Here is a 13,083-nt window from a genome sequence, read left to right on the forward strand (position 1 = left end):
ACTTATCTGGGAAACGACGAACCCTTACCAACCTACATCTGTACTATGAAATCGATAACCGGTCAGAGCAAAGCCAATTTAGAGAACCGCCTTTCAGCCACACTCGAACAGCAGCGCAATTCCTACCAAAAAATTATGGAAGGAAAACCACTCGAGGCAGAGGATGATCAAACCCGTAAAGTCGCATACATTCAAAAGCAAATACCGGTGTCAGGCGAAGTGGCTAGCATGATTGCCGATTATCAGTCCGTGGAATCTTTACCCATAGCACCGGATCAGCAGCGAAAGGCGGAAAGCATCCAGGGCAATACGGTGGATTTTATGGGCATTGCATTTCTGGACCTGGCTAAGGCAGCGGCAAAGTCTGTTGCCCGGGTGATTTTTGATGACGGGGACCCACAGGGTACGGGTTTCATGATCTCGCCAACGCTTTTTGTCACTAACAACCATGTGATTCCAAACCCTGAGGATTGTGCGCAGTTTTTACTGGAATTCAATTACGAGGAGGATTACCGGAAGGTACCGCAACCGACCTCACGATTCCGGTTAGATCCTGGCGCCTTTTTCGTTACCGCACCCGAGGATGATCTGGATTTCACCATAGTCGCTGTCGGGGAACGTGTCCTGGGGACATTGCCAAAAGAAGACATAGGCTTTCTGCCTTTATTTGAGTCTACGGACCGGCACATAAAGGGCATGTATGTCAACTGCATTCAGCACCCTCAGGGACGGACCAAGCAGCTTGTGGTCCGCGAAAATCATTTGCTGGCCAGAACGCCCAATACATTAATCTATGGCTCGGACACCGAGCCAGGTTCGTCGGGCGCACCTGTGTTCAACGATGATTGGGAGGTGATCGGATTACACCATTGGGGTGAGCCTTACCGGGCGCTGACCGACCAGGTACAAGATCTTCCCAAATCCGGCAACGAGGCCATCCGCATCAGCTCGGTAGTCAGGTACCTGAAGGCACTGACGGGCCTGAATGCACCGATGCAGACGGTACTTGCGGATGCGCTGGCCATCCGTTCCCACTTACCCAGCAATATCATTAAAGCCGGCGATCAGCAGGTCGTTCCCGCTCCTGTCAGACCGGTAGCGGACCCAAACAGGGAAGCGGTCCGTAAACCGGACGTCCCCGCTGCGCCACTCAACAAAGACTTTCTTCAACCTACAAATAAACAACCCATGGAAAACAACAGTCGGAGTTTTACTGTGCCGCTGACGATCACCGTAAGCCTGGGGGACGGACAGCCCCATACCACCGCCGTCGCCACCACGGCTGCACCCGAAGGGCAGCAAGCTTTACCCGGCGCAGAAAAGCTGGTCCCTGACCAGGACTACAAAAGCAGGAAAGGCTACTTTGCTGCTTTTCTTGGCATACCTGTTCCGCTTCCGCAGCTTAATGATGCTCAGAAGGCAGCGGCGGCAAAAAATCAATGGACAGACGATATCGAGTTTAAATACCAGCACTTCAGCGTAGTGATGAACAAAGACCGGCGACTGGCCTTTTTTACGGCGGTCAATATCGATGGGGCCTCTGTAGTGAAGATTAACCGCGATACTGGTAAGGTAACCCGGGGACCCGAGGCCATGTCGGAGGAAGGTGCGGAAGGAAGGGAGAAATGGTATGAGGACAACCGGATACTGGACGATGAGGTCTGCGAGGATGGTCTGTATACCGGATACGATGAAATGAAGGTATTTCAACGCGGACACCTGGTGAAACGTACAGACCCTTCCTGGGGTACAGCAGCCAGGGCAATAAAAGGGCAGGCAGATACCTTTCACTTTTTGAACTGCGCCCCGCAGCATTTCAAGTTCAACCCGGTGAAGACCAGATGGGCAGGTGTCGAAGATTGGATCACCAACACAAGCGATGACGAGAACATGCGTGTATCGGTTTTCAGCGGACCTGTGTTTACAGACAAAGATCCGAAGGGAGGCTACATTCAAATTCCCAAAGCGTTCTGGAAAATTGTGGTATGGCCCCAGGATGGGACGTTGAAGGCCACAGCCATTATTGCCGACCAAAGCAAGCTGCTGCAACAATCAGGATTCGATATAGCGGAGACTCCTTCGGGAGCCGAAAGCCTGGACCGGCTCCCGGATAAGCTGCCTGCCGAGTATCATTGTTCGGTAGCTTACCTGGAAGAGCTGACAGGACTTAGCTTTTCCAACCTGGCGGAATTTGACACGTTTGCCGCATCGGGCGCGGAAAGTATTGGCGGCAACAACCGCATCAGCGTGCTGAAAACCTACGGACAGTTGAAAGGGAAAGAGGCCAGATAAGCGCCGTGATCGGGAAATGGGCGTTGTCAATGCCACGCAGCATACTTGAACATAATTTGAAAATTATAAATCTTAACTAACCATGGCGGCAGAATGTTATTGGTGTAAACACGGCGGAGCTGGATCGGCAGGTGATCCGCTCGGATGTTGCAGGCGTTGCCAGGCATTTGCCTGTGACCAGCATGCCTCTTATGATACGGTAGTATTGGAATACGTATGCGCTACTTGCCATACGGCGGCGCTAACGGGCAGCGCATTGGTAGCATCTTCAGTAGGCTCAAACAAAATGCTCACCCGCTTCAAAGGCGCTTTCCCGGATTTACCAGGGGATAACCGAAGCGGAAAATTCAGGGATCTGCAGGAGTTCCAGTCCAGGATGCCTGGGTATTCGAATTATTTCCAGCTCATGGAGGATAATAATAATCGTGTTTCCTGGGGAAATGCGGAAATTGACCGCGAGCTCCAGCAAGCAGGACCCGCCGCCAAAGGGCTATATATCGCCGCTGCCGTCCTGATGGCTAAGCTTCCTTTCCCCGCGGATAAGGGTTCAAGGGGTGAGTCCGCTTTTCCGAATTTTCTTTTCATGCTCAGCGACAAAATAGCTGACCAATAGCAGACAGAACCATGAAAATGCGCCATTCCAATAATAGTCCCACTGCCGGGAGCCCTGTCGGAAAATTCAATGCGGTAGTTGCCCATGCAGCGCTTTCTGGTTTTAAATATGCCAGGATCAGTCATAAGCTGGGATCAGTTGTATTGGAAATCGAAAGAAGGCCGCTTGGTAGTACCGATCACGTCCTGATATCCCGGTCGTGGTTGTCAAAAGCGAGCGAGGATGAAGAGGTCAGTGTCGATAAGAGCACCTGGTTTCGGTTTTATTGCTTTAAGCTGACGCAGGACTGGCCGACAAAGCTGGGCCTGATCGGCTTTTTGATCGCTCTGTCCGGCTTTACCGTGGACGCTATGCTTGGCCTTGGAGAAAAAAGGGCGATCAATTTTCACCCCTCCGTACAAACAACCGCAGTACTGGTGACCGTTTCCTGGGTGGCTAAGCTCGGGGGCGTTATCCTGTTATTTGTAAAGGACCTTGTCGGGAAAAAATAGTAATCCTGACTGCCTTCGTCAGATACGGAAGGACAGGAAAATACTATATTTAGTTTTCGTACTTAAACTCCGTAATGCTTACAGACACTAAAATATTGTTTCACCCCACTGCTTCTCATTTGCAGGAAATAGAAGCATGGCTTGCCGCTGAAGACAGGACGGGCGCTGGATTTTACTGCAACTGGGATATAATCGTTAAGTCTTACCGGCTTGGGAAGATGGTTGTTGCAACTGTCGGTAATGCCGCGATTGGATTTGTCACCTGGTATGAATCAGAGCGGACTGCGGCGATCAGCATAGCGGAAATCCATCCGGACTGCCGGCAGAGAGGTCTCGGAACGCTCATTGTACATCACCTGGAGGAAGACCTGGCCCGGAAAGGTATCGTTATGATCTTGCTGGACTGCCGGCCGGCAGCGTCGGAAAGATTTTGGATAAAAGAAGGATTTGCAAGGTTCCCCGATGATAGGGCACACGACGAGGGTGCTTATCTCTACAAAATACTTGCCCGGCATCAGCAGCTCCTTCAGAAAGGAAGCGGGCACGACGGAGACCTGATCGAAGTATGGGATAAGGAACCCTACCGTATCAGGGAGACGCAACCTATTTATCGCTGGCAACCTGCTGTCGATGATCAAACAGGGCTGTTAGCCCTACCGATAATTTTTCCCTGCCGGCCCGATTGGCAGATCCGGTGGTCTGCCCGGGGAGCAACACGGACAGAAGGTAAAATAAAGCATTTTGCCAAAGGTGGTATCTATTTCGGTGACTGCGCCATCATTAGCTCATTGTAAAGCCATACGGCGCTACCCCGCCCGATGAAATCGCGCTGGCTGATAACAAGGAGCGTGTCAATACCTGGACGTAACCCTTTGCGCCTGTGAAGGAGCCTGGATCTATTGCTGGTTAACAGAAAGTCATTGACGTCCTGGAAACCTTTATAACGGTAGCGTTCGTCTTTGACATGCAGGCTAAGGCCAGGATCTGCTCCGTGCAGATCTAGTCGGCGTTGTTACTGTCCAGGTACAGGTGAATTTGGTTGTACTGCCGCAGGGTAGGAACCGTCTTTTCAAAAGAAATAACTGACTTCATGATCAGGAAAACCGGCATTGCAATTTCGAAAGTCAGACCTGGATAGCATGTTTTGCAAACAGCTCATGGATTTCGATCAGATCAGGATCCTGCCTGTTCAGGTACAGTTCGGCGATTTCAGACCAGAAGCGCCCACCTTCGGCGGTATGACTGATGTTTTTGCAAAAAAACAATGCGAGGTGCCCGTTGCTGTTGGTTCTGCGTATAATATGAAAAGTGTCCATTTGATCACACATGCGTTGAGCCAATACCGGCGGGAAACGGTCCCGGTACAGTTTCTTTTTTTCTTCCAATATCATTATACGAACTCCGATTGTTTAATACAGCCATAAAACGGTATGGCTTGAGGGGCCGATGTTCGCAATAAGGTCACAAAGAAAAAATGATCTGCGTCATTATCGGGGTGGAACCGGAGGGCCAGACCCGCATAAATATCAGACCGGTTTAACGGGTGTTGGTAAACGTCATAGGCCCTGTATTTTCAACTCCTGCACCTTGCAGTACATTTCAAGCAAAGTCTGTACGTTGAGCTTCTTAAAGATTCTTTTCTTGTATGTGCTTACCGAACTGGTTTTCAGACCGAGCTTGCCGGCAATTTCCTTGATCCACATTCCTTCGCAGAGCATGTCGGTCACAAGGATTTCCCGGACCGACAAAGCCAGCAACGGGTTGTCTGCTGGCAGGTTGTGCAGCAGGGTGTATTCCAGCAAATGATTTTTCAAAGCGCTACTGATATACCTGTTTCCTGTTAAGACAACTTTCAGAGCCTCGGCGAGTTGCCTGGTCGAAGAACGTTTCGAGATAAACCCGGCAGCCCCACTCTGCAAACAATGTGGGCCGTAAAGACTTTCCTGTGCCTGACTGAAGACCAAGACCCGCGTGCCGGGGGCCGCGCGCCGTATCCGCCTAACGGCAGTGATCAATTCACTTTGCCGGGGGAAATCCCCCAGGATTACCACGTCGTATTTTCGGCCTGCAAGCAAGTCCAGGAGCATCGGGGCAGATGCTGCCGGATGATAATTATAGGAGGGTAAGTATTTTTTCAACAATGATTGGGTGGCATGCCGCACTACGGCAAAATGCTCTCCATGCAGGATATGTTTCATGGATTGAGAAAGGGTGCTCGATTGTCAGGATTGGGAATTCCCGTACATAATGATAGTCCGAACCTTTCAACTTTACCACGAAATTTCGAACTATCCCGGGATAGTCACCCCAGGTTTACTAAAGTAGCTTATTTTATGGTTTAATCAACTGATATTGTCATCTATCGGCTAATAAATTGTGTTGAAAATAGATTAATCCTGTATAATCATTGATCAATCCAATCCCGAAAGGCTTTTGCCCTGCGCTGGCTTACCACCGGGTTTTCAGGCAACGCCGGGTCGGTAATAATTTGCAGCTTGCCATGTTCTATGGCCTGGTAACGGCTGCACGCCTCCAGGGACAAGATCAGCCGCCTGTTAGCCCGGAAAAATTGCGCAACCGGCAAGATCGTTTCCAGCTCATCGAGCGTCTGGGACACCAGGTATTTCTCCCCCTCAAAAGTGTGCAGGTAGCGGTAATCATCCTCCGATACCAGGTAAGCAATCGAGGCAAGCGGCAAGCGTAGCACCTGATTCCCTTTATAGACGGTTAATGCCTGCTTGGCGGGCAACGACGGTTCCGCGACGGTTTCGCTAACCGGCACTTTTTCTGTTTCCACATTCCTTGTAAAGGCCTTGTACAGCGATTCGATGACGAACAGCAGGTTCATCACTGCGATCAGCAGCAGGATGACCGGGAAGTCAAAACGCAGGTAGGGCGTGTCAAGGATACTTACGCCGCGGATACGGAAGTACAGGGCAGCCAGCAGGAATGCGGCCAATGCAGCGGGCAGCAGGCCGAAGGCAAGCTGCGCCAGGCCGCGATGCAGGGGGCTTACAGCCCAGCGCCAGCGGGCGTCCAGTTTACGGGTTACAAAGGAAACAAAGGCGACCAGCAGCAGCGCAATGGGAAGGCTGCCGGCCATGGCTTTGTAATACTCCGGATGCAGCAATGCCTCCAGGAAAGTGATCTTAACCCCAAAAAGTACAATGATATTGGCGCCGACCAGGGCCGCAAACAAGTGGGGCAAACAGGATGTGAAAGTAGATAACCTAAGAGCAACAGAACTATTCAAGCGCATTCCAATCAAACGACAAAAGACTTTAACAACTTCACTACAAGCTATTTTGTAGCTTGACTTTACATCTATGTAAGAATACAACTACGCAAAAAAGCGAAAATGCTTGAATAGTTACAAGTCAATTTGTAACTTATAGATACAATTGATCTACTTACCTGATTCTATTATTCAATTAATCCAAATCACTCCATGGCTAAACAACCATTTACCAGCGACGGCGTTGCCGCCAAGACGGCTGAGTTGTATGCGTTGCCGGACGCGAGTCTTCTGATCGAAGCCGACCTGATCCGGACTATTTTCCGCGACTGGGTCAAGGCAAATTTCACCCTGGACACCGCCCAGACCACTTACCTGGACGGGATGGACGAGGTTTATGTGGCCTATCTGGCGGCAAACGTGGGCATGGCAGTTGCCAACCGGCTCCCTGTTTACCTGGACCCAACAGAAACCGCACCGGAATTGCGGATCAGTAAATGGATGGATTCGGGGAACCTGATCACGGCGAGCTACAATGAGGCGACGGGGATTTCGGCGACGGGAACATTACGGTTCCAGATACGTTATGCCTGACGTTTAAGCTACAACGGGATAGGAGCTAAAACTGACGAAGGTCAGTTTTATAGCATGGGAAAATGCTTAGCTTCGTGTGCTCATATCTATCGCTACATAGATAGGATAGTTCGTAATAGTGCTTTATAGCCGGGCCTGACTAAAACGGCCCGGCTATAATTTTGAGCTGGAAGCCAGACGATTGACTGCGATACGCCGGGAATTACGCCCTCTGTTTTAGAGCCTTATTGAATTTTTTGGGTAAGTATTGATACGATTTTTATAAACGTGCCGGTGCTGTTTTATGTAAGCGCGCGGTTGCTTAACTTGAACGATAAAGAGATCCGGATCCTAACATGCAGCAGAGAATATGAGCCCAGTAACCGAAAAGGAAACGATAGCCAGGCTGAAGGATGGGGATTCAGCGGCTTTTGCGCTGTTATACGACCGGTACAAGCGGCCGCTGTTTGCCAATTTGGTCAGGATGCTGAAATCTCGGGAGCAGGCCGAGGACGTTGCCCATGATGTGTTCCTGAAAATTTGGGATACCAGGGAGAGTATCGATCCCGAACAACGGTTTCAAGGCTACCTGACGCGGATCGGTACCAATATGGTATACGACATTTTCAGAAGAGCTGCCAGGGACCGCAGGTTACAGATACAGGACACTCCATTTTCAGAACAGTTTTACAGCCATGTAGAGGAACAATTCATGGCAGCCGAGGAAAGGAAGCTGCTTTGGGCGGCGGTTGAACTGTTGCCGCCTCAGCGGCGAAAGGTCTATATCCTCTGCAAACTTGAAGGCAAAAGTTACGATGAGGTAGGCAGCATACTGGGGATATCCAGATCAACGATCAATGAACACCTGGTCAAGGCCAACCAGTTTTTGCGCGGCTACTTTTTAAGAAGCAGCTTGCCGCTGGTCATCTGGCTATCGTTACAGCTGGCCGATTAAAAAAAAATCAAAAGGGAACCGTTACTTTTTTTCTGCCAGACGTATTAGCAGAAAAAGGGATAGAACTTGGACAAATACGAAGACATCCGGGCCGTGTTCCGGCGTTACCTGGCAGATCATCATTCGGCGGAAGATGTGTTGCGCATCCTTGAATATTTTGGCGAAGAGAGCAATAAAGGCGAGCTTACCGATTTGATCCGGCAGGCGCTGGAATCCCCGGTGGAAATCGACGAGCACATACAGCGGGATACCATTGCCCGGCTTGACGCCCGGGTGTTTCGCAGCATTAAGCAGCGGACAAAAGAGCGGCCTTTTTACCGCCACTGGTCTTTCCGGGTTGCCGCGGCCATACTGCTTTGCAGTGCTGCGGGCAGCTATTTCCTGGCAAAAGAAAGGGAACAGAGCCGGCAAGAGCAAGCCTTGGCACAAAACGACGCCGCGCCCGCATCGGACAAGGCTACGCTGACGCTCTCGGACGGCCGCGTGATCGGGTTGGACGATGAGCTCGAAGACGAGATAAGCGGCGATGCAGGGGTAACGATCCACAGCCTGCAAGGCGAAGGGCTGCGTTACCAGGCGCCTGCAAATCAGCAGCAGGCGGCATCAGCTCACAACACACTGACCACGCCTAACGGGGGAACCTACCGGCTGACGCTTTCGGACGGGACAAAAGTCTGGCTGAATGCGGCCACGCAGCTGCGTTACCCGGTACAGTTCAGCGATAAGATGCGGCTGGTCGAGCTTACCGGGGAAGCGTACTTTGAAGTAGCCAAAGACGAGCAGCGCCCCTTCCTGGTCGAAAGCCCTGGGCAACAGATTAAGGTGCTGGGCACGCATTTCAATATCAATGCCTACCCGCAGGAGGGGGCGAGTATCACGACGCTTCTGGAAGGAGCGGTAAGCGTAACGGAAACCAGACAACACAGCACCCGTCTGCTCTCGCCGGGCAGCCAGGCAAGGGTACAGGGCTCCATGGTCACCACGCGACCGGTGGACGCCCAGGCCGCCCTGGCCTGGAAGCAGGGGCAGTTCCGTTTCCAGCGGACAGATATGAAAGCGATGCTCAGGGAGATCGGCCGCTGGTATGATGTGGAAGTGGATACGGCGGGTATTCCCGACAAACAATTTAATGGAACCTTGCCGCGGCAGGTCAGGCTGTCGGAGCTGATCAGGATGATCGAAAAGACAAGTGGGGTTAAACTTCAAATAAAAGAAAGGAGGCTGTTTATGGAGCGATAAGCAATACGATACAGCTCCAGGACAAAAAAGCCGGAAGCGCTTGCAACACTTCCGGCGGGTCAGGTCTTGTGAGCTATGGGAATGTCTGAAACCAATAAGTCAAATACCTAACCATGCAAATTTATGCATTCTGACACGCATGTCAAGGATGTAAGGGGCGTATTGCACCCGCCTTCCTGGCATTTACAAACAAAATCTTCACATAAACATTTATGGACGGTGAAGCTCACTCTATTATTACTGACAGTCATTACCGTCACGCGGGCGGCAGAGACTTTCTCGCAGAAGGTCAGCCTTTCGGTCAAAGACCAGCCGCTGGAAAGGGTGATCGAGCAGATTGGCAGGCAAAGCGGCTATGCCTTCCTTTATGATGCTGCCCTGCTCAAAGAGGCCCGGCCGGTTACCGTACAAGCCAAGAACGTGACCGTGGAAAGCTTACTGCCCAGGGTCTTCGAGCAGCAGCCTTTCAACTACGAAATCGATGGCAAGACGATCCTGCTGAGTCCGAAAGCCAGGCAGGCCGCAGAGCCAAAAGCGACGAAACCGCAGCCTGACCCAGGGCAAAGTATAAGGGGTACCGTTAGGGATTCTACGGGCGCGCCGCTGCCCGGTGTGAGCGTGCTGGTCAAGGGGACCAGGACTGGAACGATCACCAGCGAGCAGGGCTGGTACGAGCTTTCAGGTATCGAAGCGGAATCTGTTTTGCGTTTCAGTATGATCGGCTATGAGCCGGCAGAAATTGCGGTCCAGGGACGGAGCCAGATAGACGTTACATTAAGAGAAGCCAATCTTAAACTGGCCGAAGTTGCGATCCTGAACACGGGGTTTGAGCTGGTCCCGGCCGAGCGGGCGACGGGGTCATTTGGTTTCGTGGACAACAAGCTTTACAACCGTCAGGTCAGTACGGACGTACTGTCACGATTGAAAGCGATTGTGCCTTCGCTGCTATTTGACGAGCGGACAGGTACAACGAAACTGAGCATCCGGGGACGCAGTACGATCCTTGCCAACGAAGAACCTCTGATCGTGGTAGACAATTTTCCTTTCGAGGGAAACATAAACAGCATTAATCCTAACGATATAGAGAGCGTATCGATCCTGAAAGACGCGGCGGCGGCTTCGATCTGGGGCGTCAGGGCCGGAAACGGCGTCATCGTTATTACGACCAAGAGAGGGAACTGGAACACCAAACCTAAAGTTGCAGTGAACAGTAACGTTACGGTGGGCGGCAAGCCTGATCAATTCTATCTCCCGAAAATGTCGGTGGGCGAGTTTATCGACATGGAAACAGACTTGTTCTCAAAAGGGAAATATAACTCCGACCTGGCAAACACGACAACCCGGCGACCGGTTTCCCCGGTGGCAGAGATTCTGGCTGAACAGCGCTCGGGTAGTATTACGGAAGCGCAGGCTCAGGAAAAAATCGACGCGCTCAGGAAATACGATGTGCGCAATGACATTGATAAGTACCTGTACCAGCGGTCGGTTAACCAGCAATATGCCCTTAGCCTGAACGGAGGAACAGACAAGCACAGCTATTTTGTTTCGGCCGGGTATGACAAAAATATAGCAGCGCAAAAGGGTAACGGTTATGAACGCTTTTCGCTGAATGTGAACAATGTTTTCAGGCCGGTCCGAAACCTGGAAGCCTCGGTAAATCTGATCTTCACCCAAAGCAAAAATCAGGTTAACCAAGTTGCAAAGAACCTTGGAGCAAGCAGCTCTATGGAAGTGTTTCCCTATACCCGGCTTGCTGATGACGAGGGTAACGCCACCGAGATCATCAAGGACTACCGTACTTCGTACAAGCAGCGGGCTACGGCAGGCGGATTGCTGGATTGGGCATACAGGCCCCTGGAAGAGCTGGCACTGGCAGATCAGTCCAGCAGGCAGCGCTCCAACCGGGTCAATAGCAGTGTCAAATATACCTTGTTGCCGGGAGTCAGCGCGGAGCTCAGGTACCAATACCAGGGACAACAAACGGCGTACAGGAATTTGCAGACCCAGCAAAGCTACTACACCCGAAACATGATCAACAGGTTTTCGCAGGTGACTGCCAGCGGTATCGTCCGAAATATTCCGTTGGGCGATATCCTTTCGACCAGCGACGACCAACTGACCGCACATAATGGCCGGTTCCAGCTGACGGCCGACCGGGCGTTTGGCAAACATGCAGTTAATGCCTTAGCTGGGATCGATGTTCGAAGGGTGAGCACAGCCGGATATAGCGCCTTGTTTTATGGCTATGACGGCAGCATTGGATCGTTTGCGACGGTAAATTATGATTCGACATTTCAAACGCTGCCGACCTCGAGCGCAAGCATCTCCGTGCCTTCGGCAATATCAGGCACTGAAGATCGCTTCCGGTCTTATTTTGGAAACGCGGCATACACTTACGATTCAAAATACACCTTGTCTGTAAGCGTGCGGCGAGACGAATCCAATTTGTTCGGTGTAGAGAGCAACCAACGGGGCGTGCCGCTCTGGTCAGCAGGGGTATCATGGAACCTGACGCAGGAGCCCTTTGGTCCTGTATTGTTCAGCCTGCTGAAAGTCCGGGCGACCTATGGTTATAACGGCAATTTCGATAATACGGTCACAGCCTTTACCACCGCGCGTTATGCGGGCAATTCTTACTGGGTCAGGCAACCGTATGCTACGCTGGTGAACCCGCCCAATAGCAAGCTCAGGTGGGAGAAAAACCGTGTGGTCAACCTTGGAGTTGATTTCAAAACAAGAAGCCAGGTCTTTTCGGGAAGCATAGACTATTACATGAAAAAGGGAACTGATTTGATGGGTTATGGTCCGCTCAATGCAACGACCGGTTTTGCCACTTACAAGGGTAACATTGCGGGCATGAAAGGAAGAGGACTGGACGTGGAGCTGAATGTGAGCGCTTTCCGAAACAAACGCTTTGGCTGGGACATGACTTTTTTCCTGAACTATGTCTATGACCGCATCACAGACTATTCGTTAAAGCCGGACGTAAGTAATGTTTTTACCGACTACAGCGGCATGCTCGCATCTTCGATAGTCTACACCCCCATAGTGGGTAAACCGCTGTTTGGTATTTACAGTTACCGTTGGGCAGGTCTTTCGGCAGAGAAAGGAGACCCCCTGGGATACCTGAACGGGGAAGCTTCAAATGTATACAGCGCGCTTTTACAAAGCCCTTTGGACAGCCTGGTGTACCATGGCAGGGCTACGCCCCCAGTCTTTGGCGCGATACGTAACACGATTCACTACGGCCCATTGCAGCTTTCCTTTAACATCAGCTATAAGCTGGGTTATTATTTCCGGAGAACATCGGTCAATTACGGCAATCTGATTACCAACAATACCAGCCACAGCGATTATTCGTTTAGGTGGCAACAGCCAGGCGATGAAGCGAAAACAGATGTGCCGTCGATGGTCTATCCGTCCAATTCATCCCGGAATCTGTTTTACAGCCGGAGCAGCGCGCTCGTAGAAAAAGGAGACCACATCCGTTTGCAGGATATCCAGCTTAGTTATCAGTACGTGGGTAAAAAAGGTTCATGGATTGGTTCGGCGGAAGTTTACACCTACCTGAACAATGTCGGAATCCTTTGGCGGTCGAACCGGCACAGGATTGACCCGGATTATGGCAATTTGATCCCCACTCCCCGCAGTATTGCATTAGGCATACGGGCTAATTTCTAATCAA

At 51.2% G+C, this 13,083-nt stretch carries 11 protein-coding genes; 8 read left to right on the top strand and 3 right to left on the bottom strand.

The genetic code is table 11. From position 1 onward, the window contains the following. Positions 1-45 precede the first annotated feature (45 nt). The 4 genes from AC2YIT_RS21145 to AC2YIT_RS21160 all read left to right on the top strand — a co-directional run bounded on the left by AC2YIT_RS21145 (position 46) and on the right by AC2YIT_RS21160 (position 4,190). Positions 46-2,292 (top strand): DNA/RNA non-specific endonuclease, encoded by a 2,247-nt coding sequence (locus AC2YIT_RS21145; RefSeq protein ID WP_487280501.1) that lies wholly within the window; start codon positions 46-48, stop codon positions 2,290-2,292. An 82-nt stretch (positions 2,293-2,374) separates the two neighbouring features. Further along, positions 2,375-2,905, top strand: a complete 531-nt coding sequence (locus AC2YIT_RS21150) for a hypothetical protein (RefSeq protein WP_487280502.1) — start codon at positions 2,375-2,377, stop codon at positions 2,903-2,905. 11 nt (positions 2,906-2,916) lie between these two features. Next, on the top strand, positions 2,917-3,396 hold the full coding sequence (locus AC2YIT_RS21155; protein WP_487280503.1) for a hypothetical protein: 480 nt from the start codon (positions 2,917-2,919) through the stop codon (positions 3,394-3,396). A 74-nt stretch (positions 3,397-3,470) separates the two neighbouring features. Then, positions 3,471-4,190 carry a GNAT family N-acetyltransferase gene (locus AC2YIT_RS21160; protein WP_487280504.1) on the top strand — a complete coding sequence of 240 codons (720 nt, stop codon included), beginning with the start codon at positions 3,471-3,473 and terminating at the stop codon, positions 4,188-4,190. 330 nt (positions 4,191-4,520) lie between these two features. Here the strand turns inward: AC2YIT_RS21160 and AC2YIT_RS21165 are convergent, their stop codons facing one another. From AC2YIT_RS21165 to AC2YIT_RS21175, 3 genes are all read right to left on the bottom strand, one after another. After that, complete coding sequence (locus AC2YIT_RS21165; RefSeq protein ID WP_487280505.1) at positions 4,521-4,787, bottom strand: hypothetical protein; 267 nt, start codon at positions 4,785-4,787, stop codon at positions 4,521-4,523. A 165-nt stretch (positions 4,788-4,952) separates the two neighbouring features. After that, the gene (locus AC2YIT_RS21170) at positions 4,953-5,594 is read right to left on the bottom strand and encodes a LuxR C-terminal-related transcriptional regulator (RefSeq protein WP_487280506.1); all 642 of its coding nucleotides are present in this window, start codon (positions 5,592-5,594) and stop codon (positions 4,953-4,955) included. Positions 5,595-5,800: 206 nt separating this feature from the next. Next, positions 5,801-6,604 (bottom strand): LytR/AlgR family response regulator transcription factor, encoded by an 804-nt coding sequence (locus AC2YIT_RS21175; RefSeq protein ID WP_487280507.1) that lies wholly within the window; start codon positions 6,602-6,604, stop codon positions 5,801-5,803. Between the two features lie 240 nt (positions 6,605-6,844). Between AC2YIT_RS21175 and AC2YIT_RS21180 the strand changes: the two genes are divergently transcribed. From AC2YIT_RS21180 to AC2YIT_RS21195, 4 genes are all read left to right on the top strand, one after another. After that, a complete protein-coding gene (locus AC2YIT_RS21180) occupies positions 6,845-7,225 on the top strand; it encodes a hypothetical protein (RefSeq protein ID WP_487280508.1) in 381 nt (126 codons plus the stop codon). A 349-nt stretch (positions 7,226-7,574) separates the two neighbouring features. Next, positions 7,575-8,159 (top strand): RNA polymerase sigma factor, encoded by a 585-nt coding sequence (locus tag AC2YIT_RS21185; protein WP_487280509.1) that lies wholly within the window; start codon positions 7,575-7,577, stop codon positions 8,157-8,159. A 66-nt stretch (positions 8,160-8,225) separates the two neighbouring features. Beyond that, entirely contained in the window at positions 8,226-9,398 is a 1,173-nt protein-coding gene (locus AC2YIT_RS21190; RefSeq protein ID WP_487280510.1) for a FecR family protein, read from the top strand. Between the two features lie 123 nt (positions 9,399-9,521). Beyond that, the gene (locus AC2YIT_RS21195) at positions 9,522-13,079 is read left to right on the top strand and encodes a SusC/RagA family TonB-linked outer membrane protein (protein ID WP_487280511.1); all 3,558 of its coding nucleotides are present in this window, start codon (positions 9,522-9,524) and stop codon (positions 13,077-13,079) included. Positions 13,080-13,083: the final 4 nt, after the last annotated feature.

Source organism: Dyadobacter sp. SRI_021 (genome assembly GCF_057586235.1).